The organism is Acinetobacter sp. VT 511, assembly GCF_001077515.1.
GTDB classification, from domain to species: domain Bacteria; phylum Pseudomonadota; class Gammaproteobacteria; order Pseudomonadales; family Moraxellaceae; genus Acinetobacter; species Acinetobacter schindleri.
Map to the genome: position 1 here is coordinate 142,847 of NZ_LFRE01000059.1, position 23,466 is coordinate 166,312.

The following is a 23,466-nucleotide window of genomic DNA, read 5'->3' on the forward strand; positions in this document are numbered from 1 at the left end:
TAAAAATGGAAAAAATATTATGTCAATTGCATGCGTTAGAATATATTTAGATGACGATGTTTCAGAGTGTATGAATGGAGTTTTGCGTGTTGGTCGTGTTATCTCAGAAGATGAACAAGGAAATGAAACAAATCATAATGATCTAGTTGATAATACTGAATTTCATGATATTGATACGCTAAAAAAATATATTGCTGATTTTCTTAAAATTAATGAAAGTGCTATAGAAATAGAAGAATAATTTTTGAACTTTAAGGTTTCTAAGTTGCAAAATTTAGTGGCTATCTCAATTGAATCGTTTGAATATTGTTGTTCGACTAAAAACTTAATAGTGCATTACCGCTTAAAGCATTGGAACAGTACAACTCAAAAACAGAAGTTAAAAAAACTTTAGCCAAATATCCAAGAGCAGATGCGTGGTTGCCTTTAAAAGCCAATGCAGTAGATATGGCGGTGTTAATCAATAAAGAATCTGCATCTATCATCAAAATAGTAGATTTAAGACCATGGAAATAATATCTTAAGTTGAAAATGGGGAATCTAAGTATTCCCCACGCAATCACTCCATTGCAAAACTGGCAGAATTCCAATCAAACTTACTACACAAAGCACTATCATCCTGCCTAAAAAAATATAAGATAGAGCCAGTTTTTTAGTCTAGTTTTCTTATGAAATCTGCATTGCTATTTTTGGCTGCCATACTCATCTCCCTTGCATGGCTCTTACCCATTCACTACCGCCCGTGGGTGACTTATACAGGCGAACTCTACGCATTTTTTGCCCTGTTTGCCCTTGCAGCCTGTCTTTTTAAAGAAAAATTACAAATACCCAAAATTAGCCTGCCCTTACTGGCACTGTGCAGTGTTCCACTCATTCAGTGGAGTTTAGGCTTAGTCTATTTCTTTGACAAAGCCTTGCTCAGCAGCGTGTATATCTTCAGTTTTTGGTTAGCAATCATTTTTGGCTATCACCTCACGCAAAACAACAGCGAACGTGAACGCATCTTCGCAGGTTTTAGTTATGTGCTACTTGGCGTGGGAAGTATCACCGCATTCATGGCAATTTGCCAGTGGCTCACACTAGATCAATACCTGCCAATGATGGTGGATATAAAAATTGGACAACGCCCTTACGCCAACTTCGCCCAACCCAATAACATGGCGACCTTTTTAGTGATGTCACTCATGGCATGCCTATATTTATACGAAAAACAAAAAATTAAAACCGTGTGGATTGTGATTGTAGCTGCCATGATTTTGGTGGGTGTGGTTCTGAGCCAGTCGCGGACGTCATGGTTGGCATCGTTGTGTCTCTTGACCTATTTGGGTTATCAGCAATACCGTGGCGTGATGCGGATTAAATGGCACTATAGCTTACTGTGGTTTGCCGCATTTATCGGGTTAATTTTTATCGCACCTGCGTTCAGTCAATTGCTCTCACAAAGTGCAGACCTCTCGGTGCAATCTCCTGATGTGGTACAGCGCGCCACAGGTGATATGTCACGCTTGGCCATTTGGCAGCAAATGCTCGCTGCGATTGAACATCAACCGTGGTGGGGCTATGGTTGGCATCAAACCAGTGTGGCGTATGTCACGATTAGCGAAATTGTGCAAGGTCCTGTGTGGATTCGTAGCGCACACAATTTTATTTTGGATTTTTTACTTTGGAATGGTGTGATACTCGGCGTGCCATTTTTAGCGTATTTGGGCTATTGGGCTTACCAGTTGCATAAATATACCCAATCGGTGGAATCGGTTGTGGGGATTTTAATGCTCGGTGCATTTAGTGTACATGCCATGCTGGAATTTCCACAAAACTATGCCTACTTCTTGCTGCCTGTAGGTTTTATTATCGGTATGGTTCAGTCACAGCGCGTAGTGAAAGGTCTTACTTTATCTCCACTATATTTACGCAGCACTTTTGTGGTGGGTGCATTGTTACTAGTGCTGATTTATCGTGATTATGAGATGATGGTGCCTAAATTGAATCAGTCGGTACGCTACGAACACACACCTGAAAAAATCACCCATCAAGATCGTATTTTTGTACTGGAAGAATTTAACCGCCGCATTGCGTGGATTCGTTTAAATCCATACACTCAGCAAACGCCTGAACAATTGCAGGGTATTCAGGAAATTGTATTGAACTATCCAACCACTTACGATTTATTGAAATATGCGCGGGTCTTGGCGTTTAATGGCTATGAAGCAGAAGCTAAAAAGCAATTATGGTTGTTAAGCACTTTGTGGCAGGTCAATGTAGATTATGCAACTTTGTTAGATCAAGCAGAGCAGCGCTAATGTGGGGATGTTTACTGTGCTAAGTAATTAAACATCATGTGAAATGATGCTTAAACAAGGGAAATTAAAAACACAAAAGACTGGAAAACCAGTCTTTTGTTCTATCTGGCAGATTAAAGTTAGAGTTGGCTTTGAATATAGTTTTCAATACCCACAGTTTCAACCAAATCAAGCTGTGTCGTTGCCCAGTCTAAGTACTCTTCTTCTTTCTCTAGAATTTCCTGAGCCAAATCACGAGTTACATAGTCCAGTTGTTGCTCTGCCAAAACTACCGCTTTTTGAATCGCTTCAATATTCTCTTTGACTTTACGTACATCACAATGCAGCACTTCTTGAGTATGCTGGCCGATATACAGTTTGCCCAGATGTTGCAGATTCGGCAGACCTTCTAAAAATAAAATCCGTTCAATAATTTTATCGGCATGTTTCATCTGCACGATCGATTCTTTATATTCTGCCGAGCCCAGTTTCTCAATGCCCCAGTCATTAAACATGCGCGAATGCAGGAAATACTGGTTAATGGCAGTTAAGTGGTGATACAACACCTGATTGAGCTGATTAATCACATCACGATTGCCTTTCATCACATAACTCCATTTGAACCTGTTTTATCTTTCTAAGAAAGCACTCTAATCCTGATAGTAAAGCAAGTCAGGGGCAAATGGCGAGTAATTTATAGAACAGCAAATGAAAATCGACATCGAATCGATCCAGACTCAGATGAATGGCAATAAAAACCCGCCAGAGTCAAAGGCGGGGGAGGAGGAATGATCGAAGATCATTGTTTTTCATTATGCTTATAAGGAGAAATATTTTGAATTTATGCTGCAACGGCCAGTCGTGCTGCAATTTGTGAAACTTCATCACTGATGATCATACGGGCTTCTGGTGCACAGCGACCACAACACGTGCCCAGGTCGAGCATTTCGCGTACTTCACGATAGCTTTCAGCCCCATTGGCCACAGCTTCTTTAATGTCTTGATCTGTAATGCCACGGCATAAACAAACGTACATAGGACACAACCACAGTGTTTAAATAAGATAAGTAATATTATTGATAATTGTTATCGTTTGTCAATAAAAATCATTTGAAATAGCTTTTATTGTGATTGGTGATTTAGATAAAAAAATATCACTCAAGCAAAAATCCGATTATTGCTCGGGTTTTTGCTTGAGTGATTCATGATTGCAAACGAAATATAGAAGTTTAGGTATGAAATAAATTTTAAAAATTATTGCTGAATGATAACAACGCCATCCATCTCGACCAGAGCATCTTTTGGCAGGCTGGCAACACCGAGTGCTGCACGTGCTGGATAAGGCTGGGCAAAATATTCACCCATAATCTGGTTAACCAGCTGGAAGTGAGAAAGGTCAGTCAGGTAAATGTTGAGCTTGGCAATATCTGCCAGAGAGCCTCCAGCTGCTTCGCAAACTGCTTTCAAGTTGTCAAATACACGACGAATCTGAGCCTCGATGCCTTCAACCAGTTCCATGCTGTATGGATCTAGACCAATTTGACCTGAAAGATACAAGGTATTGCCAACAAGAATCGCTTGCGAATAAGTACCGATCGCAGCAGGGGCATTTTCAGTATGGATCACTTGGCGGGACATCAATTTCTCCTTTTATCATCAACATACATCATATTAGATCATTGCCATGGGCAAAAGCATTATCGTTTTAAATGATTAACTCGCCTTCGATGTGGTTTCTGAAATGCTTATTGGCTGGGGCAGACGGATAATTCGCGGGAAGCCGTAATGCATACGCAAGTCTCGAATCAGCTGGGCAATCTGCTTACGGTTATGTACGACTACGTTGACATAAGTCTTACCTTCGTAACTACGTACCGACTCTACACCAGACTTGGCTTTACGACATTCATAGATCAGTTCGGAAATCTGTTCATCATCCATGGACAGGTCAATGCAGAGATAAGCGGTAAAGCTGATATCTTCAATGTCCTCAGAGGTCCACTGCAATGGCATCATATTTTCTGGATGCAGGTTTTGTTCGTGTAGCAAGTTATGGCAGCGTGCACGATGCACGATCAGACCACGGCGGGTCAGATGACCTTGAATCGGATCACCCAGTACCGGATTACAGCAGTGCGCGTATTTGACATCGACCCCTTCTGTACCCTGAATTAAACGAGTCGAGTTGGAGCCAGTTTCTGCATCCTGAGCAAAGAGGTGATTGGCGACCAATTGAGGTAATAAATCACCGACTGCAATCTGTTCATATAGACGTTCCTGAGTCGGAATATGACGCCATTGCAGAATATTGGCCCAGTCCTCGTCAGTTAAATCCTGAATAGAACGATTAAATAATTTTAAAGCACGATTTAAAGCCTGTTCACCGACCATACGCTGCTCGTCAATATCCTGATCACGCAGGATGTTTTGAATCGCACGACGGGCTTTTTGGGTATTAATAAAGCTGAGCCAGTCTGGATTTGGTGAGGCGAGTACATCAGTGATCACTTCAATGACTTGACCACTGCTTAAAGGCGTAGAAAGCGGTTTGGTGTCGCCATTAATTTTGGCACCAACCGCGTGGTTACCTAGAAATAGACTGGCAGAATAGGCGAAATCCACTACGGTCGCGCCTTGAGGTAATTCATGTAGCTGACCATGAGGAGTATAAACCCAGATTTTTTCCTGATGCAGATAATCCAGTAATTCATTAAAAGTGGTCTTGGCACAATCACCATCCACCAGAACATTCAGATTCTGCATAGAAGCCTGAATCGCAGAACGGCAGGCTTGAGGTGCATTTTCACCCAGTACTACACCAAAACGTGCTGCCTTACGCATCAGTTCGGTTTGAATGGTTAGGGAAAGTGTCGTCTTTTCACCCTTGATACGCATACTCAGCGACTGGTTACCACCCGGCAACGGGCGACGAATATGATCGGCAAAACTCAACACCTGGAAACTATCTTCCAAGAGTTCTGCAAAGCGGTCACAGTCAGCAATACTTTGTAAAATGATTTCAAAGGCGTGACTATGAGTGAGTTCCTGCAGGTTAATATCATTCTTAACAAAGTGACGTAGCAACTCGATATTATTATTTTTCTTTTTGATTCGGCCTTGGATATTATACTGATGGAGTAATTCATTCAGTTTTCTTTCCCAGATCGCCTGATATTCACAGCGTTTGGATTTGGTTTGCTGTAGGGCAGTCTGGACATTATTGTACATGTCCAGATCCAGGTTCTGGTAGCAGAGATGTTCCAGATTATCGGCCATCTCATTCATACCAACCAGCCGGGCCATCGGTACGAAAATTTCAAAAGTCTCTTTGGCAATACGTGCACGTTTATCTGGGCGTAAGGCATCTAAGGTAGTCATGTTGTGATAACGGTCTGCCAGTTTCACAATAATGACACGTGGGTCCTGTAGGGTAGCCTGAAGAATTTTCCGGAAAGAAGCGGCTTTATTATATTCCTTATCACTGGATTGGCTTAGTTTGGTGACGCCGTCCACCAGTTCAGCTACCGTCTTGCCGAATTTTTCAGCAATATCGTCCTTATTGAAATCCGTATCTTCAATCACATCATGGAGTAAGGCTGCCATGAGGGTTTCGGCATCTAAACGCATATGCGCCAGAATACTGCTCACAGCGATCGGATGCAGGATATAGGGTTCGCCACTTTTACGGGTAATGCCATCATGGGCAATATCCGCATAATCACAGGCGGCAAGCACACGCTCGACTTCACTGGCACTCAAATAAGCGTCGATGATGATATTAAGCTGTTGCTTGGCTTGACTGACCTGTGGGCCTGGCATAAAACACCTTTAAAACTGAATTCTTTACTAAAAATGCGCGAATACTTTTAATGAAAAGCAAATCGCAAAGTTTGTCAATTTATTCCGTTTCTATTCACGGAAAAACCGCATAAACTTGATAACTCGACCTTATGTTATAACCGTTCTAGACAGAATATAAAAGTCACAAAACAAAAAAAGCCTAGTTGAAAACTAGGCTTTTTATAGGAAGGGTTTCTTATTGGAAAGAAAAACCGTCCAGATTCAGGTTATTTGCTGAAAGTGCAAGGTCTAGACTAGAAGTCTGGTAGTCCTGGTCACGTTGCTTCAGGATGTCTTTAGATACATGACCTACTGCAATTTCACGTAGAGCAACAACGGTTGGCTTGTCATTGTCCCATTCTACAGTTGGTTCAATGCCTTGACGTGCCAATTGACGCGCGCGTTTGCTTGCCACTAGTACAAGCTCAAAGCGGTTGTCTACATGGTCTAAACAATCTTCAACGGTTACGCGTGCCATAAGAATTCTCGTTTGAATAATATTTTAACAGACTGCGAAGTATAAAAGGCTTTGCCTGTAGACTCAAGTTTTAATCACTCTTCGCTTGGCGTAATTAAAGCCTGAATCAGTTTTTCATGACGATTAGCTTGCTGATGAAGTGCCAATCGGTTGGCAATAATCACGGCTTCCAGATCATGCAGCGCTTTGTTGAAGTCATCATTGATAATGACATAATCAAAGTTCACATATTGCTGCATATCTTCTACCGCACAGCTCAAACGATGCTCAATCACGTCAACAGAATCTGTACCGCGGTTAGATAGACGTTGACGCAAGTCAAACTGACTCGGCGGCAAAATGAAAATTTGTTTAGATTCAGGAAATAAGCGACGGACCTGCTGTGCACCCTGCCAGTCAATCTCGAGCAGGACATCATGACCTTTAGCCAGTTGTTCCTTTACAGTCGCTTGCGCAGTACCATAATAGTTACCAAAGACTTCAGCATATTCAATAAAGCCACCTTCATTGACTAGATTGAGAAAATCTTCTTTGGTAGAGAAGTGATAATGCACACCATCGAGTTCGCCAGGTCGTTGACCGCGTGTCGTATGAGAAACAGAAACATGAAGATTATTGACACGTTCAAGTAATGCTTTAACGAGGGATGTTTTGCCTGTTCCAGACGCAGCAGAAACGACAAACAAGAGACCCGACATGATATTTTTCCTGATATGATAAAATATCTTCTCTATTTTAGAGTAGAGCGACTTTAAACTAAATAGTTGTACGTCGATTGTTTTACATTTATTTCAATTGTTGCAGCATAAATTGAGTGAGTATTGAGGATTCTATGGAAATTGTTTTAGCCAACCCGCGTGGTTTCTGTGCCGGTGTGGATCGTGCCATTGCGATCGTGAATCGTGCCTTAGAATGTTTCAATCCACCGATCTATGTGCGTCATGAAGTCGTGCATAACAAATTTGTTGTAGATGACTTACGCCAGCGCGGTGCAATTTTTGTTGATGAACTGGATGAAGTTCCTGATGATAATATTGTGATTTTTAGTGCACATGGCGTTTCTAAAGCAGTCCAGCAAGAGGCTGAACGCCGTGGTCTGAAAGTTTTTGATGCCACTTGCCCCTTGGTAACCAAGGTGCATATTGAAGTGACCAAATATGCTCGTGAAGGGGTTGAAGCGATCCTGATTGGTCATGAAGGACATCCAGAAGTTGAAGGCACCATGGGGCAATATGACAAAAAAAATGGTGGTGAGATTTATCTGGTTGAAGATGAAGAAGATGTGGCTGCTTTAACGGTACGCAATCCTGAAAAAGTAGCTTTTGTCACGCAAACCACTTTATCAATTGACGATACGGCGAAAGTGATTGATGCTCTTCGCCAGAAATTTCCGCTGATTCAAGGCCCACGTAAAGACGATATTTGCTACGCCACGCAAAACCGTCAGGATGCAGTGCGCGACTTGGCTGAACGTTGTGATGTGGTTCTAGTAGTAGGTTCTCCAAACTCTTCAAATTCAAACCGTTTACGTGAGCTCGCTGAACGCATGGGTAAAGCTGCTTACCTGGTCGATAATGCCGATGAGCTAAAGCAGGAATGGTTTGCAGGAAATGTCCAGATTGGGGTAACAGCAGGAGCATCTGCACCGGAAATTCTGATTAAACAAGTCATTCAGCGTTTACAGGAGTGGGGTGCACAAGCGCCTAAAGAGTTGGATGGACGAGAAGAGAATATTACATTTAGCCTACCCAAAGAGTTACGTATTCCAGTCACTCAAGCTTAAGATGTGGCGCACTTATCACCTGATTTGTAATTTAAAAAAAACAGATAACTGATTTTTGCAGTTATCTGTTTTTTTATGCCATTCATCTCTATTTGTGTGGGTTTTGTAATCTAATTAGATACTATTTTTAATGAGGTAAAGTTTCGCTGGTTTGAGGGCAGGATGCAAAAAGTAAAAGGATTTACATTAATTGAGCTGATGGTGACAATTGCGGTGGTGTCGATTGTTGCGATAATGGCAGCTCCTTCTTTTGGAAATGCTATAAAAAAACAACAGTTAAATAATACTGCTAAAGAGCTTGCATATTTATTCGGTCAAGCTCGTGCTCAATCTGCTGCACTGCGTAAACAGGTAACTATAAAATTTACCAGTGGCACTAATGATGCAACTACTTTTTATTGGACCTCTAAATATAGTGATATAAGGCTTACCAGTGATACAACAGATGTGGTATTCCAGCCCATAGGCTTAGTCACTAAAAGAAACAAGCAAATTGATAATCCTAGCTTTAATCCACTTTTACCTGAAAATAACACTACTAATCCTAAGAAAATTGATCAAGTAGTTCCACTCGTTTTTACAGTATGCAGTACGAAATTGGCTACCTCAAAGGAAATCAGTATTTCTAGAACAGGCGTGATTGAAAAAATTGAAAATAAAGCAGGGGCATGTTGATGATCAAATCACAATATGGCGTTGGACTAATGGAAGTATTGGTAGCACTTTTTATTTTAGCTGTAGGAGTAGTCGGTTTCTCGGTATTGCAGCTCCGTGCACTTCAGGCGATGACGGAAGCAACTGACCGAACAATGGCCATGACAGTGGCTCGCGATTTGACCGATCGTATGCGCATTAATCGTTTAGCTTTAAATCATTATGTAACTGCTATCAACACCAAACAGTCAGAAACAGGCTGTTTAGGAAGTAGCTCTACCTATGTACCTGCATGTGATGGCCAAAAAATAGCCAAATATGATGCGACACAGATTTTAAGCAAGGCAGAAAGTTTGGGGCAGACGATTGTGATGAAGCAGTGTGAAGGAAGCAGTCGCACCTGTATTTATATTGCATGGGGAAAAACAGCCATTACAAAAGATGATATTTCTACATGTATGGCTAATGGAGTATATAAAGCTGGCGCACAATGCCTAGTAATGGAGGCATATTAAGGATGAAACCACAATCTGGCTTTACACTTATCGAACTCATGATTTCCCTTGTGCTGGGATTACTTATTACAGCCGCAGCTATACAACTTTATATTACCGCTCAAAAAAATATGGCTATACAACAAGGCGCAGCTAATTTGCAGAATAGTGCCAGTTTTGGCCTGGAATATATGTTGCGCAATATACGTCTAGCGAATTTAAACTCAGGTAAACCGATTATGGATCCCTCGATATTACATGGGGGGATTGTCTTAGATAGGGCTAATCTTAGTACCAATTCAACGTTTAAGATCACTGGAGCTGATGCGAGTAATAACCTCATGACAGCAGGAAATATCGGACCTTCAAATTTACAGGGATTAAAAAGCGATCAACTGGTGATCCAGTATCGCAATACTATTAATAATAAATATGACTGTGAAGGTACTGAAATTGCTAGAAATGTATATGTAGTCGAACGTTATTTTTTAAGAGCAGATAGCAAGGTAAATAATGATCCAAATGCTGCTTTAGCATTAGCCTGTAAAGCTACCAGCTATTCTGGTGATAATGATCTTAAACTTGATAACTTAAATGGGAACGGTGAGGTCATTATTCCTCGAGTCGACCATTTACACATTTTATTAGGTGTCGCCAGTGACACTGTTGATGCTACCAAATCACCAGCAGTTGCAGGCCAAGATGGGGTACTGGATCGTTTTGGCTACATTAGTATTCCTAATTATTTAGCTTTGGCAACTAAACCTCAGATTGTATCTCTTCAATTAGGGATGCTGGTGCGTTCACCAGATAGTGTGGGGAATAATAGTGCTGTTGACCCAAATAAAAACTATCAAATTTTTGATATTAATAAGCCTTTAATTGCTGACAATAAAAATAATTTGTATATGAGGCAAGTAGTTACCCAAACAGTAGCACTGAGAAATGGATTTGGTATTCAGGAGAATCCTCAATGAAAGCTTTATCTATACAGCGAGGAGCTACTTTAATTGTAGTTCTGGTTATGCTCATCCTATTAACTTTAGTGGGAACCTGGGCAATCAGAGGAAGCTTAACCTCCTTAAATATTGCTACGAATACGCAGGCACAGGCCCTGCTTCAGCAAGCCTCTGATGCCATATTTTTTAGCTTGGAAAATCAGACTTCTGATGATTTTGCGCTAACCAATATGAGGATTGGGGATGGAATGCTGGCTTATGTATTAAGACCGGAAAATAAGGATAAAGAACTTGTATTCTGTATTCGTGGGGGGGATGCGAATACTCTGGAGGGGAGCCGGAATGCAAGTGCTGTCTATTGGGAAGGTAGTCAAATTAAAAATTCTCAACTGGGAAATATCGGCTTTTGCAAAATTTCTCGTAAATCAGACTTCATTAGTGGCCGTTCAGCAGTAATGACGCGAGTGGGCATTCGAGCGGATAGTTCTGGTCTGGATTGGGAGCACTTGTTAGAAGGAGATGATGCCCAGCTATCAAAAACTCAACAGATCCAGAAAGTGGCAGTCAACGTTATTTCTATTATTCCAAATTTAAGTGAAAGCTCTGCAACAGATATCCAAAACTGCTTATCCAATTACACAAGTTTTTATGATTCTTTGGCCGCCAATAAGACGGTAGCAGAGTGTTTAAAGGATCATAATGTGCCTTATAGCGATCAGGAAATGCAATACACCCTAAGACCTGTAAAAGGAACATCGTAAAGGAATGCTAATGATGAAATATATAAAAAAACAAGTGAATATGACACCATTTTTCCGAAAAACGATTGTCTCTAAATTTAAAGTAGCGGGAATCTCTACAGTATTAACTGCTTTATTATGTGCTGCGCTCCCTATGAGTTATGCAAGCGACATCGAAATTTATAAAGTGCCTGAAGATAGTGTGGGTAGTACGACTTTAATGCTGATGCTCGACTTGTCAGGCAGTATGGGGTATGGGGCAGGATACAGTAATACGTCCATGAGTATCCAGGATGATTATGGTGTATGTGTAGGATCAAGAAGTAGTGTAGTAGAAGATACAACAACAACCCCTCTTTATTCACGTTATTATTGTCCAGTTTCTGCTAGTGCAGCTAGTTCTAAAGTCAAGGATCCTCAAACGGGTTGTGAAAAACAAGCAAACGGTAACTATCGTTGTTACGATCGTTTGACCCGTTTAAAAGATGGGTTGAGAGAAATCTTACAGGGCACTCCTACTGTACCTCGGGTGAGTGATAAAATCGTGTTAGGCCTATCTACCTTTGCTGGAGATAATGGTTATATCCGTGTGCCTGCACGTCCTTTGAGTGAAGTAATCCGTTCTTACCAAGTAGCAGAAACCTATATTGATCAAGAAGAATATGAGGAAAGGGTTCAAACGGGGACGACGCAAGAAAAATATTATTATGACTTGCCACGGTGGACAAGATATTCGGAAACACGACTAGAGAATCAAACCTGTATTTTTGGTTTCTGCTGGGGAGGATCTAATGTCAAAAGAACTTATTATCAAACCTGTACCTGGACTAATAATACCTGCTCATGGGGGACACGTACCGAAACACGTCCTTCAGGATTTAGTGATACTCTTCCTACTACTACCTGTACAGCTGGTAATAACAATGATTGCGTAATTTTTTATGAGAGAAATAAGGAAGGTACACGTGAAGTACCTGTTTATGAAACAGTCATTAAAACTCGTCCCGTAGAAAAAGTCCGTTATGTCACTAAAAATGTGACCCAGCGTGACTTGCTGCTAGAAACGATTAAAGATCTCAAGGCAAGTGGTGGTACACCTACACCTTATGCTTATTCAGAAGCTGCAGCATATTTAATGGGGCAGGCTACAAGCAACAGTACTTATAGTGGTTTTAGCCTATCAGTAGGAGATGCAAAAGATACGAGTAAGACTCGTACTTATTTGGCACCTCAATCCATTAGCGGCCAAGTTAATAATCCAGAAAAACGAGAATGCAGCGGTCAAGGGATTTATTTCTTGACTGATGGTGAACCGCAGCCTGGTGGTACAGCGATGGGCTGGGATGGTAAAAGCGGTACAGCCTATACTTTAATGTCAACGTCCTTGGGGAATAAAGGAACTCAATTTGATTGCTCTGTAAGTCCTTTGGGAAATCGTAGCGGTTACATGGATTCCAGAAATGGATGGGCATGTGTTGGTAAATATGCACAAGCTTTACTAGATCCTGCAAAAAATCCGGTCGGTTTAAAAATTAAAACTGCTGTTGTAGGGTTTGGTAGCGATTTTAGTGGGGATAGCAATCCTGATGTGCAAGATGCTAAAGATTGGGGAATACTGGGTGGCGGTGGCTGGAAAGCTGGTTCTAACTCTAAAGATATTTCAGACAGTATTAATAAATTTGTTGAAGAGCTGAATAAAGATATTCCATCTATGAGTACCGGTTCATCAACGATTCCATTGGATGATTTGAATCCTGCGATTGTACAACCTTATTCTTATTTCCCTCAGTTTGAGCCAAAAGTGAATCCGGTAGACCGTCAGCAGATCTGGTTTGGTAATTTGAAAAAATTCCATGTAGTGAACAATGGAGTTTATGCAAGTAAAACGCCTAGCGATTTAACCGTGGTGGTGAAAAAAAGTAAATTGCAAGATTTAGCGGATATCTGGGCCAAAGCTGGGATTAGTTATCCAGAGAATGCACCAATATTTAAAAAGGGCGGGGCTTTAAGTCAGCTTCCTTTGGGGCTCGGGACTAATACAGCGGGTAATACAGTAACTGCGAGAACTCTTTTAACTGACTATAGTTATGATGGAACTAAACCGGTAGCTGAGCAAGTTTCTCGTAATTTAGATCTAGTCAAAATTGATTACACTTATACAACTAATGCGAAGACTAAAACAGATGGTACTTATTCAAGAGCATTGATGAGCTTACTTGGTTTTAATATTCCGAGTGATATTTCTACAAATGATCTGGATCTTTCTACCTATACAGCTACCGTAAGACAAATGGGAAGTGTTCTACATTCCCGACCTATCCTGATTACGCAGCAAGGTAAAGCGGTAGCCGTGAAAGACCCTAATACGGGTAAAGTTAGTATCGGAAGTGAAAATCGTGAAGATTATGTCCTGTTTGGTACTACTCAAGGTCTAGTGCACGTAGTAAATGCAGAATCTGGTATAGAAAAGTTTTCTTTTGTGCCTAAAGAAATTATAGAAAACCAGTCAGAGACGTTTAAAAATGAAGGTGGAAATCTGGCAGGGGGGAAAGATGCTCTGTATTACGGTATAGATGGTGAATGGACAGCACATACTGAGTATGTCAGTAAAAGTGATGGAACATTAACGGTAAAAGGTTCTTCTCGTACTGATTTGGATGGGAATACAGAAAATCTAAGTGGTAAGCAATGGGTATATGGCGGCATGAGAATGGGTGGACGTAGCTATTACGCCCTGGATCTGACCGATATTAATAGTCCAAAAATTAAATTCCATATTGATCCAAGCACAGGCAAAGTATATTCGCAAAAAAATCCTGCCGGTAAGTCTTTTAGTGCATTAAGTAAAATGGGCCAGAGCTGGTCTAAACCAAGCCTTGGCTATATTAACTGGCAAGGTAAACGTAAATTCGTCATGATTGTCGGAGGGGGGTACGATGCGGGCGGAGCTGATGGAGATGGTTTGAAAATTCAAGGTATCCGTACAGGTTATGCAGGTTATGAAACTTATAACTATGTTCAAAATAATAAAATTGGCGCTGGCGTTTATATATTTGATGCTGATACTGGTGACTTGTTGTGGAACGCAGACTCTGGCACTAATGAACATTTAAAGTACAGTATTGTAAGTCAAATCCGTACTGTAGACCGTAATAATGATGGGGTGATTGACCATTTATATTTTGGTGATCTTGCGGGACAAGCGTTTAGGGTGGATTTCAAGAATGATGGTGCGACGACATTTACTGCACAAGCTAACAGGATTTTAAATCTGAATCAAAATAATGGTACGAGTCCGCGTTTTTATACGATGCCAGCCTTCACGGCTCACTATAGCGCAGGTAGTAATGCTATTTATGGCGGAAATATTGTAGTTGCTACCTTTGTGTCTGGTAATCAGAGTTCGCCATTGGTAGGTACAGTAGATTCGGCACAGAAGAAAGATCCTCTAGGTTTACAATACGATGCCGCCTATGCGATCTATGATTATGATGTTTATCCAAGTACTGCTGAAGGACGTTATCCAACTTCAAATATGGAAGCAAGAACATTGGCGAGTAGCTCTGCTACCAGTCCAGTCCCTACCCAGCTAAGATATGTCAATAATGCTACGTCTTCAACCACAGTCAATAGAAATAGTGGATGGGGAGGCTGGTATTATGTGTTTAATAAAAAGTTTGATAATAGTGAAGCAGCAGCAAACATTATTAAAGGTTTAACTACTCCAATTGCTTTAGAGGGTAGCCTATATGTTACTCAATACGACGCATCTAATAATGGTACTACTTCAAGCTGCGGTGCAGGGGTAAAAGGACATAGTTTTACACAACGTTTATGTCTGCCAACGGGTGTATGTAAGCAGGATGCGAATTACACTTATAATTTAGGATCAGGCATTGTAAATCTAAATGTAGGTAGCACAGATAGTGATCCAAATAAACGGAGTCTGGTGGTACCTGATCCAAATGATGTTTGCTCGGGACCTAACTGTAGCCCATGTAAAGGTACAGCATGTGGAACAAATGAAAAGTTCCTAGAAACGGGTGGTTCCTTACGTTTTATTCCAAATCGTTGGTATGAAAAATATGCACAATAATCATTGGACTATGCGTATGCCGCAACAAGGATTTACATTAATTGAATTAATGGTGGTGGTTGCAATTGTGGCTATTCTTGCCATGATTGCAATCCCGAGCTATCAGACTCATACCCGAAAGGCAATCGCTGGTCAAGCCCAGCAGGAAATACAAAAGCTAGCGGAGCAGTTGGAGCGTCATAAAGGTAAAAATTTCAGCTATTTAGGTTTTGATCCTAGCTATTTGTATAAAGATAATAGTGGAAATTTAATTGGTTATAGTACAACTAATGCGCAGCTAAACCTGCCATTAAATAGTTCAGGAACCGCAGTTAAATATATTGTTTCTGTTCGAGATGGTACAGATACTACTAAACTTTTAACTAATACTACCGCTTTAGGACAAAGATGGGCTATTAAAGCAGAAAGCCAAGATCCGAATAATTTTACCTTTCTTATGACGAGTACAGGAATCCAGTGTAAAAATCAGACTAGAGCAAATGTATCTTATACAGGGTGTGGCACAGGAGGAGTGAATACGTGGTAAGAAACAAGTTGGGATTTACTCTTATTGAACTGATGTTAGTGGTAGCTGTTATCGCTATTCTTGCAGCAGTAGCTTTTCCTTCTTATCAGGAGCATGTAAGAAAAACAAAGCGGACTGAGGTACAGGCCGAGTTAATTGACATAGCAAGTAGATTGCAACAATACAAGTCAACTAATTTTAACTATAAGATTAATCCAACAACTGCGATTGATTTAACTAAGCTAGGCTTTTCTTCAGCTACTCCTTTATCTCAAAATGGTTTGTATACACTTAATTTAAGTTTTAATACAGCAGCAACAAGCTGGGTGCTAAGTGCTATACCTTCACCCACAGGAAGTCAGAAGAATGATGGGGTAAGTTGTTTGGATGATACTGGTCAACGTTACTGGTCAAAAGTAACAGCGACTGCCAGTGCCTGTGGTAGTGCTTTAGCAGTAAATTCAAATTGGGACGGCCGCTAATCCAAACCTAAAATTGTAGCCAACCAATTTTTGATCTTTCATTCAGGGCAAACTTCGCGTAAAATATTGCCCTCTATGAAAGGGGTTTGAGCTGTATCGATGGTCGGTACAAGGATAATCCGTAAAAACTATAAGGTTCTATCATGGTTGTTATTCGTCTTGCACGCGGTGGTGCTAAAAAACGTCCGTTCTATCAAATCATTGTGACTGATAGCCGTAATGCACGTGACGGTCGTTTCATCGAACGTATCGGTTTCTTCAACCCTACAGCTCAAGGTAAAGCAGAAAAACTTCGTTTGGATGCTGACCGTTTTGCTCACTGGGTATCTCAAGGCGCGCAGCCTTCTGATCGTGTTGCTTCTTTAGCTGCTCAAGCTAAAAAAGCTGCAGCTGCTGTTTAATACGGTAGTAGCTAGCCCATGACACCAACACAGAATGTTCCCGAAGATCGTATTCAGATTGGACAGCTACGTTCAGCATATGGATTAAATGGGTGGCTCTGGGTCTATTCCAATACAGAACCTATGAGCAACATATTTGACTATCTGCCTTGGTACATTGAGACCAAAGCAGGTTGGCAAATTGTTGATGTAAAACGTTGGAAACCGCATGGCAAAGGCTTGGTTGTTTCGCTGAAAGGTGTGGTTGACCGCACTGGGGCGGACGAATTGGTTGGTGCAAATGTCTGGATTTCAAAATCGCAACTGCCTCAACCAGGCGTGGACGAGTATTACTGGTCAGATTTGAAAGGCTTAATCGTATTAGGTTTGGATGATGATGAACAGGAAGTCAATCTCGGTCAAATCCACGAAATGTTTGAAACAGGTGCCAACGACGTGATGGTAGTTCGCGCTACTGCTGATAGCGTTGATGGCGAAGAGCGAATGATTCCATGGCATAAAGATGTGGTACAACGCGTTGATCTCGAAGCTGGTCGTATCTACGTAAATTGGGGCGTAGATTATTAATCTTTAACAGGATTAACGCAGCAGGAAAATGAGGAGTCTGCGGTGTTCTTTGCAGTCATTACGCTTTTTCCTGAAATGTTTGAAGCGATTACAGCCTACGGTATTAGCGGGCGCGCAGCAAAACGTGATTTGATGCAAATTCATTGCATCAATCCACGCGAATTTGCTGAAGGGAATTACAAACGGGTGGATGAACGTCCATTTGGTGGTGGTCCCGGTATGGTGATGATGGCTGAGCCATTAGCGAAAGCAATTCATCGTGCCAAAGAGCTTGCAGTGCAAGCGGGTGCAGTTCATGTTCCTGTGGTATATATGTCACCACAAGGGAAAACCTTAAATGAACCTGCTGTACAGGATTTCGTTAAATATGACGGACTGATCGTATTGTGCGGACGTTATGAAGGTGTTGATGAGCGTTTGATCCGGAAATATGTTGATCAGGAATGGTCGATTGGAGATTACGTGTTGTCGGGTGGTGAACTCCCTGCGATGGTTTTATTGGACAGTATTATCCGGAGACTTCCGGGTGCGATGTCGGATGAACAATCCCATGTGCAAGACTCATTTGTGGATGGTCTTTTAGATTGCCCACAATATACCAAGCCAGACCATTTTGAGGGTATGGATGTGCCAGACGTTTTAAAATCGGGACATCATGCCAATATTGAAAAATGGCGTTTTTTGCAGCGTTATCAGCGTACGCTTGAACGTCGACCTGAATTGGTCGAACAAGTCGAACTGACAAAGCAACAAAAAAAATGGCTAAAAGATTTGCAAGGAAATAGATCTTAATTTATTCTCCGAGCGCAAAAGGCAAGAAGCTTCGCTTTTTTGCCACACTTAAATAGACTCTTTATGCATTGAAGCGGTCAAGCATAAAGGGAAAGTCAATCGGGTCTATGCGCTTTAGCCTCTAGCCCCAGTGGATCTCAGACCTCTTCTGACCCACAATATTGGAGATACCCCATGAGCGGTAAGCATCCTTTAGTTCAAGCTGTTGAAAATGCTCAGCTTAAACAAGACATCCCAGCTTTTGCACCAGGTGACACAGTAGTTGTCCAAGTAAAAGTAAAAGAAGGCGACCGTGAACGTTTACAGGCGTTTGAAGGCGTTGTAATCGCTAAGAAAAACCGTGGTCTGAACTCTGCGTTCACAGTACGTAAAATTTCTAGCGGTGTTGGCGTTGAGCGTGTATTCCAAACTCACTCTCCAATCGTTGCTAAGATTGAAGTGAAACGTCGTGGTGATGTTCGTCGTGCTAAACTTTACTACCTACGTGAACTTTCTGGTAAAGCTGCACGTATTCGTGAAAAGTTGCCAGCTCGTAAACAAGGTTAATTTTAGCCTTGCTTCCAAGCAAAAAAATGCGCCTTTCGGCGCATTTTTTATGTCTGAATTTTAGGTTTATAAACCTTGCAGTTTTAAACGGTTGGCATGTTGGCGGTAGACATTGACAGGATCCAGTGCAAAAGTCCCTTTGATGCCAAACATCAGGTTAATTTCATCTAAATGATTCCATGGATAATCATCATGGATAGTTTTACCAAATTTTGTAATACACATCGATACGATGCCCTCATTGGCACCTTCCTTATAGGCAGATAATCTATTTAAGGCTTTGATAACCACATCACTTATATCTAAAGCATTGGTTGCAGGCTGATTACCGGTGATTGAATATAGTGCTCTTGATATTTTCCTTCACCACATTTCTTTAAGAATGGTCCCGTATTAAAACGCTGGTTAAATTCGGCTGTTCCTTCCATAGAAGTGCTATGACCGGCTGCCAATGCGCTGTATGGGAACGTTTGTCCATCTAGCCCTTGTGCCCACAGCAGTACATTTCCGAAGGTATTAATTAGTACATTTAGTAGTTCAGCAGTGCCTGTGCTATTCGCTATTTTCATAACATCAGATGCGACAACCGTGCCTTGATTGACACCCTACCATTAGTACCGATGCAATTTGCTTAGACATCACACCCGCAGCATAACGTACCGCATGTGCACCATGACTATGCCCAATTAAATTGAGTTTTTTCGTACTTCTAATGGCTAGGACTTTATGAAGTTGAGCCACATATTGCTCGCCACGTAATTCGCTTAAATGGGGACATACGTATTGCAAAAGCGGTGGAACCATTTCGTGCCAAATCAGGCAGGATTTGATATCAATAATCCATTTCTAAATTTTCTGTTGCTAAGCGATTAAAGCCGAGAAGTCCATGTGCAAAGACAATCGGATATTGGGTTTTTGCATAGCTTGATATGATAAATTTTGTTTCTGCTTGTTGGAGATGAGAGATATTGGCTTGAACATTCAAGGTTGATGTCATGGCTAATAGCATCAATGCAATATTAAGTTTCATAAAGTTCCATTTTAAGAAGATATGAAAAAGCCCTACTCATGTTGACTAGGGCTGATCATACAAATTGCTTTATAAGCCTTGTAGTTTTAACCGGTTGGCATGTTGACGGTAAACATCCACCGGATCTGGAGCAAACAGGTTTTTCAAGCCAAGCACCATATTCACTTCATCTAGATGGTTCCAGTTGTAATTATCACGAATGGTTTTACCGAACTTGGCGTTACAGCGTGATACCAGCCCATCATTTTCTTTGCCACCATCAATGAGCAGGGCAGTGACTTTAAGTGCTGAATCAGGATCAAGCAGGTTCGTGACTTGACCAACACCTGTGAATGAATAGTTGTAAATGCCTTTCTGTTGATAGGCACCTTCACCACAAGCTGTAGTTGGCATACCAATTGGATATTTCTGATTAAATTTCGCAGAGCCTGCCAGGGTTAGACTGCTACCACCCGCCAGAGAGTCATGTGGGAAACTGTTTGGATCCAGACCTTGTGCCCAAGTAATGGCTTTAGATACCAGATTGATTCCCTCCACTAAAGGACCTTGTACAGGTGTTCCTTCTGCTTGCAGGATCAGGTCTGCAACAGGAGAACCTTTATGTGGTGCGCCGACTGAAGTTAGAGAAGCAACCAGAGCCGGTGCTACACCTGCGACATAGCGAATGGTTGGACCGCCGTGAGAATGACCAATCAAGTTGACTTTTTCTGCACCGGTAATCGCCAGAATTTCTTCAACTTGATGTTGAAGTTGTTCACCGCGGATTTCGGAAGAATTGAATGGTGAAACACGGGTTGCCCAGACATTGGCACCGTTACGCGCCAGATCTGGCAGAATCTGGTACCAGTAATCTAAGCCAAACTGATCGGTACCGATCTGAATAAAGCCCGCCATGCCATGTGCAAAAACAATTGGATATTTGGTTTTCGCATAGCTGGAACTGGCTTTTGCAGTGACCTGACTGGCTTGGGTGGATGCCTGAGTGCTGAGACATGAACCCGCCAGCAGCAGACCAGTGATTAGTACTCTACATTTCATTATATTTTCCTCACTTTGTTGTTTTAACCGGATGATCCTCATCCCGTTGTGCAAAGTTCCCTTATCGCAGGAACTCAGTTTTCTATGCTGTTACGGCTATAAAGGTGGTGCTTGATTAAAAAATAAGGGTCAGCCAATCGGGAAACCCACAGCAAAAACTTAAGTGATCTATTATTTTTCCATTACAGCTTTTAGATCATGGTAAGCCAAATAAAAAAAGAATCAGAAAAAAAAGCCTATATTTCACTGGAAATATAGGCACTCGCGTTATAAGCCCTGTAATTTGAGTCGGTTGGCGTGCTGGCGATAGAGAGCAACTGGATCAGGTGCAAACATTCCTTTCAGGCCAAACATCATATTGGCCAGATCAGTATGGTTAAGTTTGTACTGGTCATGGATGACTTTACCCATGAACGCGCTACAACGTGACACCATGCCATCATTGTCTTTATTGCCATACGATAAAGGACCTAACTGCATCAGGATCGTATCAATATCCAGAGCATTGGTGGCTTGGGCTACGCCTGTCCAGGAATAGTAATGAATGCCTTTACTGTCTTGCTGTTTTAAATTTTTATTACAGTTTTCGGTGGAAGCCAGTACACCATCTTTCACCATTTGCTGTGCCACGGTGGCATTAAAGGTATTAGATCCGGTCTGGGTCAGAGATTTCATGGAAGCATCAAAATCAATTTCCAGTTCCGGCTTCAACTGACCGAGTGCAATCAAAGGTCCAACAATATAATCACCTAGAATGTTGAAGGCGGTACGGTTCAGGCTATTGTTCTGGATATCATCTGCGACTTTGGAACCGTGATAGGTGCCTGCCACGCCGGTAATCGAAGCGATATACTGCGGTTGGGTCGCTGCAACATAGAGTACCGTCGGCCCACCATGGGAATGACCAATCAAGTTCAGTTTTTTCTTGCCGGTAATGGCCAGAACATCTTCAACCTGATGAATCAGTTGTTCACCGCGATGCATCGTGGTATTTGCCGGAGACAATTGTGCAGCAAATACGGTCGAACCATTACGAGCCATATCCGGCAGAATCTGATACCAGTAATCCAGTCCGATACTATCGGTACCAATGCGTGACCAGCCTAGCCAGCCATGTACCATCAAGATCGGATATTTGGTTTTGGCATAATCGGACTTGGTCTTTTCGATGACTTGTGTGGCACTTGCCGCTGCCTGGGTTTGTGCAGCAAAGCTTAAGCCCAAAGCCGCTGCTAAAGTCACAGTCAGTAACTGTGCTGTCTTGTTGAAAGTACGCATAACCGTCCCTTTTTAATTTTATCGTTATTCAAGCAATCATTGCTTTTCTAGAGTGATGTAGCCCACACCATCAGACGTTTTAAAATAAAATACGGTCTTAGCCTTGAGTGGCTGAGCCATTTTTCTTTGTAAGTAGCGGTATTTTTTCATTTTAGCTGTCTAAAACCATGTCATTTGGGGACATGTTTGACAGAAGGAAGTTTAATTTTAAGTGTATGTTTTATATACACATGTATTTAAATAAAAAGTCTTTGAAATATTTATAATTTGCTTAAGTAAATTTATGTAAAAGAAAATATTTTGAAACAATCAGAGAAGTAGCTCCTTTAAGTCCAAGTACAAAATTGTCCAAATGGCAGTGATAAAAAAGCCATCAACAGGTGATGGCTTTCAGGCTTAATCTGCGAAGGGTAGCTTACCTCCCTGATCATGTACCTGTTCAAAAGTTTCTACACGTAGGCGCTCTTCCGGTTTTTTGAAATGCTGCGCACGAAGCTCTTGAACTGCTTTTTGCTTGGCACTGTCATTCAGGCCGCTTTGCATGATGCTATCACGCTCATTTAAATAGCTGGTCACACTGGACTTCCAGCTCGTGCGTTTACTATCCAGATTTTCCAGACGTTGTGTGGCTTCAGGACCAACCAGATTTAAACGCATCTGGCGGATTTCTTCAGTCGAGCCACCACGCGCTTTAATATCTGCGGTCAGTTTACGTAAATCTTCTAATTTATTTAACTGCTCCAGATTTTCCTGCCAATCTTCCGGTAACTGCTGAAATAGTTCTTTCAGTTTCTGTGCTTTTTCAGTTTCACTTAAGTTCTTATCTGCCAGAACTGCCATACGGTCCAGCGTATATTCATGATAAGTATCTTCGGTACCAAACAGTCCTTCAATTTCATAATTAGAGAAAAATCGTTTACGCAGATTCTGGGTGCTGGTATAGATACTGCGGTAATAGGCAGGATCTTCCTGATTCAGACCGGCAGGTGGGGTTATTTCACCAAGACTTTGACGATACTGCATATAACGATCCCACAGATCCAGAATCTGGGACAGGGCAGGCTCTTTGTGGTTCTGAGAAATATAGGTCTTAAAGTCCTGCTGAATCTGTTCAATAGTTTTTTCACCGTACTGCGTAATGAAATATTCAAAACAGTTGCGGGTCTGTTCATTCACGATCAGGCGATTACTGCTATCCAGCTGCATCTGACAGTTGATTTCGGTATCCTGCTGGCTGGCACTGGCAAAAAAAGTATTGTTCTGGGCACTGACATTCAGGGCGTTTGCTTCCCTATCTAGTATGGCTGGCTGAGCGCTATCTGGTTCATTCGAAGTCTGCTTTTCATCCTGAGGGGAAAGCCACAGTAACAGCGTGACCAGACACAGGATCACTAAAGCAACAATGATCCATATTTTATATTTCTGCATGTCCTATGCACCTTTATTTTGTTTTTCTTCAATTATTATCAAGAAATGAATCGGCTCAATATGCCATAAATACAGA

Annotated in this window: 27 protein-coding genes and 1 pseudogene; 15 read left to right on the forward strand and 13 right to left on the reverse strand. The window is 41.6% G+C overall.

The window, feature by feature from the left end:
* Nucleotides 1-19: 19 nt before the first annotated feature.
* The 3 genes and pseudogenes from ACS72_RS07845 to ACS72_RS07850 all read left to right on the forward strand — a co-directional run bounded on the left by ACS72_RS07845 (nt 20) and on the right by ACS72_RS07850 (nt 2,300).
* Nucleotides 20-241, forward strand: coding sequence for a hypothetical protein (locus ACS72_RS07845; RefSeq protein WP_048881769.1), 222 nt, complete (start codon nt 20-22; stop codon nt 239-241).
* Nucleotides 242-336: 95 nt separating this feature from the next.
* Nucleotides 337-516, forward strand: a pseudogene (locus ACS72_RS17370) (type IV pilin accessory protein); the annotation flags it as partial.
* Between the two features lie 152 nt (nt 517-668).
* Nucleotides 669-2,300 (forward strand): PglL family O-oligosaccharyltransferase, encoded by a 1,632-nt coding sequence (locus ACS72_RS07850; protein WP_048881770.1) that lies wholly within the window; start codon nt 669-671, stop codon nt 2,298-2,300.
* A gap of 119 nt (nt 2,301-2,419) precedes the next feature.
* Here the strand turns inward: ACS72_RS07850 and bfr are convergent, their stop codons facing one another.
* The 6 genes from bfr to gmk form a co-directional block, all read right to left on the reverse strand.
* On the reverse strand, nt 2,420-2,884 hold the full coding sequence (bfr, locus tag ACS72_RS07855; protein ID WP_048881771.1) for a bacterioferritin: 465 nt from the start codon (nt 2,882-2,884) through the stop codon (nt 2,420-2,422).
* A gap of 236 nt (nt 2,885-3,120) precedes the next feature.
* Nucleotides 3,121-3,315 carry a bacterioferritin-associated ferredoxin gene (locus ACS72_RS07860; protein ID WP_005223443.1) on the reverse strand — a complete coding sequence of 65 codons (195 nt, stop codon included), beginning with the start codon at nt 3,313-3,315 and terminating at the stop codon, nt 3,121-3,123.
* Between the two features lie 218 nt (nt 3,316-3,533).
* Entirely contained in the window at nt 3,534-3,917 is a 384-nt protein-coding gene (locus tag ACS72_RS07865; RefSeq protein WP_048881772.1) for a RidA family protein, read from the reverse strand.
* A 75-nt stretch (nt 3,918-3,992) separates the two neighbouring features.
* A complete protein-coding gene (locus tag ACS72_RS07870) occupies nt 3,993-6,098 on the reverse strand; it encodes a bifunctional (p)ppGpp synthetase/guanosine-3',5'-bis(diphosphate) 3'-pyrophosphohydrolase (protein ID WP_048881773.1) in 2,106 nt (701 codons plus the stop codon).
* 217 nt (nt 6,099-6,315) lie between these two features.
* Entirely contained in the window at nt 6,316-6,597 is a 282-nt protein-coding gene (rpoZ, locus tag ACS72_RS07875) for a DNA-directed RNA polymerase subunit omega (RefSeq protein ID WP_004896248.1), read from the reverse strand.
* Between the two features lie 74 nt (nt 6,598-6,671).
* Nucleotides 6,672-7,295, reverse strand: coding sequence for a guanylate kinase (gmk, locus tag ACS72_RS07880; protein ID WP_004896246.1), 624 nt, complete (start codon nt 7,293-7,295; stop codon nt 6,672-6,674).
* Nucleotides 7,296-7,429: 134 nt separating this feature from the next.
* On the opposite strand from gmk, the gene ispH reads away from it, so the two are divergent.
* From ispH to rplS, 12 genes are all read left to right on the forward strand, one after another.
* Entirely contained in the window at nt 7,430-8,380 is a 951-nt protein-coding gene (gene ispH / locus ACS72_RS07885; protein ID WP_048881774.1) for a 4-hydroxy-3-methylbut-2-enyl diphosphate reductase, read from the forward strand.
* A gap of 162 nt (nt 8,381-8,542) precedes the next feature.
* On the forward strand, nt 8,543-9,055 hold the full coding sequence (locus ACS72_RS07890) for a Tfp pilus assembly protein FimT/FimU (RefSeq protein WP_048881775.1): 513 nt from the start codon (nt 8,543-8,545) through the stop codon (nt 9,053-9,055).
* Nucleotides 9,055-9,549, forward strand: coding sequence for a type IV pilus modification protein PilV (gene pilV, locus ACS72_RS07895; protein ID WP_048881848.1), 495 nt, complete (start codon nt 9,055-9,057; stop codon nt 9,547-9,549). The genes ACS72_RS07890 and pilV overlap by 1 nt, the downstream gene beginning before the upstream one ends.
* A gap of 2 nt (nt 9,550-9,551) precedes the next feature.
* Nucleotides 9,552-10,505, forward strand: a complete 954-nt coding sequence (locus ACS72_RS07900; RefSeq protein ID WP_053215401.1) for a PilW family protein — start codon at nt 9,552-9,554, stop codon at nt 10,503-10,505.
* Nucleotides 10,502-11,248: a PilX N-terminal domain-containing pilus assembly protein gene (locus ACS72_RS07905; protein ID WP_048881777.1), complete on the forward strand. Its 747-nt coding sequence runs from the start codon at nt 10,502-10,504 to the stop codon at nt 11,246-11,248. The genes ACS72_RS07900 and ACS72_RS07905 overlap by 4 nt, the downstream gene beginning before the upstream one ends.
* Before the next feature lie 10 nt (nt 11,249-11,258).
* Nucleotides 11,259-15,323, forward strand: coding sequence for a PilC/PilY family type IV pilus protein (locus tag ACS72_RS07910; protein WP_048881778.1), 4,065 nt, complete (start codon nt 11,259-11,261; stop codon nt 15,321-15,323).
* 10 nt (nt 15,324-15,333) lie between these two features.
* Complete coding sequence (locus ACS72_RS07915; RefSeq protein WP_048881849.1) at nt 15,334-15,849, forward strand: type IV pilin protein; 516 nt, start codon at nt 15,334-15,336, stop codon at nt 15,847-15,849.
* Nucleotides 15,843-16,310: a type IV pilin protein gene (locus ACS72_RS07920; RefSeq protein WP_048881779.1), complete on the forward strand. Its 468-nt coding sequence runs from the start codon at nt 15,843-15,845 to the stop codon at nt 16,308-16,310. Before ACS72_RS07915 ends, ACS72_RS07920 begins: the two co-directional genes overlap by 7 nt.
* Nucleotides 16,311-16,453: 143 nt before the next feature.
* Entirely contained in the window at nt 16,454-16,711 is a 258-nt protein-coding gene (gene rpsP / locus ACS72_RS07925; RefSeq protein ID WP_005013161.1) for a 30S ribosomal protein S16, read from the forward strand.
* A gap of 18 nt (nt 16,712-16,729) precedes the next feature.
* Nucleotides 16,730-17,278, forward strand: a complete 549-nt coding sequence (gene rimM, locus ACS72_RS07930; protein WP_048881780.1) for a ribosome maturation factor RimM — start codon at nt 16,730-16,732, stop codon at nt 17,276-17,278.
* Between the two features lie 42 nt (nt 17,279-17,320).
* Nucleotides 17,321-18,070: a tRNA (guanosine(37)-N1)-methyltransferase TrmD gene (trmD, locus tag ACS72_RS07935; protein WP_048881781.1), complete on the forward strand. Its 750-nt coding sequence runs from the start codon at nt 17,321-17,323 to the stop codon at nt 18,068-18,070.
* Between the two features lie 174 nt (nt 18,071-18,244).
* Nucleotides 18,245-18,616, forward strand: coding sequence for a 50S ribosomal protein L19 (gene rplS, locus ACS72_RS07940; protein WP_004787066.1), 372 nt, complete (start codon nt 18,245-18,247; stop codon nt 18,614-18,616).
* Between the two features lie 66 nt (nt 18,617-18,682).
* On the opposite strand, the gene ACS72_RS18695 is transcribed toward rplS, so the two are convergent.
* The 7 genes from ACS72_RS18695 to ACS72_RS07970 all read right to left on the reverse strand — a co-directional run bounded on the left by ACS72_RS18695 (nt 18,683) and on the right by ACS72_RS07970 (nt 23,390).
* Nucleotides 18,683-18,907 (reverse strand): hypothetical protein, encoded by a 225-nt coding sequence (locus ACS72_RS18695; protein WP_048881782.1) that lies wholly within the window; start codon nt 18,905-18,907, stop codon nt 18,683-18,685.
* A gap of 11 nt (nt 18,908-18,918) precedes the next feature.
* Complete coding sequence (locus tag ACS72_RS18700; RefSeq protein WP_048881783.1) at nt 18,919-19,185, reverse strand: hypothetical protein; 267 nt, start codon at nt 19,183-19,185, stop codon at nt 18,919-18,921.
* Nucleotides 19,186-19,189: 4 nt separating this feature from the next.
* Nucleotides 19,190-19,405, reverse strand: coding sequence for a hypothetical protein (locus tag ACS72_RS17380; RefSeq protein WP_249888268.1), 216 nt, complete (start codon nt 19,403-19,405; stop codon nt 19,190-19,192).
* Nucleotides 19,406-19,448: 43 nt separating this feature from the next.
* Entirely contained in the window at nt 19,449-19,646 is a 198-nt protein-coding gene (locus tag ACS72_RS07955; RefSeq protein WP_048881784.1) for a hypothetical protein, read from the reverse strand.
* Between the two features lie 69 nt (nt 19,647-19,715).
* Complete coding sequence (locus ACS72_RS07960) at nt 19,716-20,684, reverse strand: triacylglycerol lipase (protein ID WP_048881785.1); 969 nt, start codon at nt 20,682-20,684, stop codon at nt 19,716-19,718.
* A gap of 267 nt (nt 20,685-20,951) precedes the next feature.
* The gene (locus ACS72_RS07965; RefSeq protein ID WP_048881786.1) at nt 20,952-21,962 is read right to left on the reverse strand and encodes a triacylglycerol lipase; all 1,011 of its coding nucleotides are present in this window, start codon (nt 21,960-21,962) and stop codon (nt 20,952-20,954) included.
* A gap of 396 nt (nt 21,963-22,358) precedes the next feature.
* Nucleotides 22,359-23,390, reverse strand: a complete 1,032-nt coding sequence (locus ACS72_RS07970; protein WP_048881787.1) for a lipase secretion chaperone — start codon at nt 23,388-23,390, stop codon at nt 22,359-22,361.
* Between the last annotated feature and the right edge of the window lie 76 nt (nt 23,391-23,466).

What these genes read in the sequence shown, in the direction of transcription:
- pilV (WP_048881848.1), top strand. Translation starts at nt 9,055, where the DNA reads ATGATCAAATCACAATATGGCGTTGGACTAATGGAAGTATTGGTAGCA.
- ACS72_RS07865 (WP_048881772.1), bottom strand. Translation starts at nt 3,917, where the DNA reads ATGTCCCGCCAAGTGATCCATACTGAAAATGCCCCTGCTGCGATCGGT.
- rpsP (WP_005013161.1), top strand. Translation starts at nt 16,454, where the DNA reads ATGGTTGTTATTCGTCTTGCACGCGGTGGTGCTAAAAAACGTCCGTTC.
- ACS72_RS07965 (WP_048881786.1), bottom strand. Translation starts at nt 21,962, where the DNA reads ATGCGTACTTTCAACAAGACAGCACAGTTACTGACTGTGACTTTAGCA.
- ACS72_RS07910 (WP_048881778.1), top strand. Translation starts at nt 11,259, where the DNA reads ATGATGAAATATATAAAAAAACAAGTGAATATGACACCATTTTTCCGA.
- bfr (WP_048881771.1), bottom strand. Translation starts at nt 2,884, where the DNA reads ATGAAAGGCAATCGTGATGTGATTAATCAGCTCAATCAGGTGTTGTAT.
- ACS72_RS07860 (WP_005223443.1), bottom strand. Translation starts at nt 3,315, where the DNA reads ATGTACGTTTGTTTATGCCGTGGCATTACAGATCAAGACATTAAAGAA.
- ACS72_RS07890 (WP_048881775.1), top strand. Translation starts at nt 8,543, where the DNA reads ATGCAAAAAGTAAAAGGATTTACATTAATTGAGCTGATGGTGACAATT.
- ACS72_RS07850 (WP_048881770.1), top strand. Translation starts at nt 669, where the DNA reads ATGAAATCTGCATTGCTATTTTTGGCTGCCATACTCATCTCCCTTGCA.
- ACS72_RS18700 (WP_048881783.1), bottom strand. Translation starts at nt 19,185, where the DNA reads ATGAAAATAGCGAATAGCACAGGCACTGCTGAACTACTAAATGTACTA.
- ACS72_RS07915 (WP_048881849.1), top strand. Translation starts at nt 15,334, where the DNA reads ATGCGTATGCCGCAACAAGGATTTACATTAATTGAATTAATGGTGGTG.
- ACS72_RS07905 (WP_048881777.1), top strand. Translation starts at nt 10,502, where the DNA reads ATGAAAGCTTTATCTATACAGCGAGGAGCTACTTTAATTGTAGTTCTG.
- ACS72_RS07845 (WP_048881769.1), top strand. Translation starts at nt 20, where the DNA reads ATGTCAATTGCATGCGTTAGAATATATTTAGATGACGATGTTTCAGAG.
- ACS72_RS07870 (WP_048881773.1), bottom strand. Translation starts at nt 6,098, where the DNA reads ATGCCAGGCCCACAGGTCAGTCAAGCCAAGCAACAGCTTAATATCATC.
- rpoZ (WP_004896248.1), bottom strand. Translation starts at nt 6,597, where the DNA reads ATGGCACGCGTAACCGTTGAAGATTGTTTAGACCATGTAGACAACCGC.
- ACS72_RS07960 (WP_048881785.1), bottom strand. Translation starts at nt 20,684, where the DNA reads ATGAAATGTAGAGTACTAATCACTGGTCTGCTGCTGGCGGGTTCATGT.
- ACS72_RS07970 (WP_048881787.1), bottom strand. Translation starts at nt 23,390, where the DNA reads ATGCAGAAATATAAAATATGGATCATTGTTGCTTTAGTGATCCTGTGT.
- gmk (WP_004896246.1), bottom strand. Translation starts at nt 7,295, where the DNA reads ATGTCGGGTCTCTTGTTTGTCGTTTCTGCTGCGTCTGGAACAGGCAAA.
- rimM (WP_048881780.1), top strand. Translation starts at nt 16,730, where the DNA reads ATGACACCAACACAGAATGTTCCCGAAGATCGTATTCAGATTGGACAG.
- ACS72_RS07900 (WP_053215401.1), top strand. Translation starts at nt 9,552, where the DNA reads ATGAAACCACAATCTGGCTTTACACTTATCGAACTCATGATTTCCCTT.
- ACS72_RS07955 (WP_048881784.1), bottom strand. Translation starts at nt 19,646, where the DNA reads ATGAAACTTAATATTGCATTGATGCTATTAGCCATGACATCAACCTTG.
- rplS (WP_004787066.1), top strand. Translation starts at nt 18,245, where the DNA reads ATGAGCGGTAAGCATCCTTTAGTTCAAGCTGTTGAAAATGCTCAGCTT.
- ispH (WP_048881774.1), top strand. Translation starts at nt 7,430, where the DNA reads ATGGAAATTGTTTTAGCCAACCCGCGTGGTTTCTGTGCCGGTGTGGAT.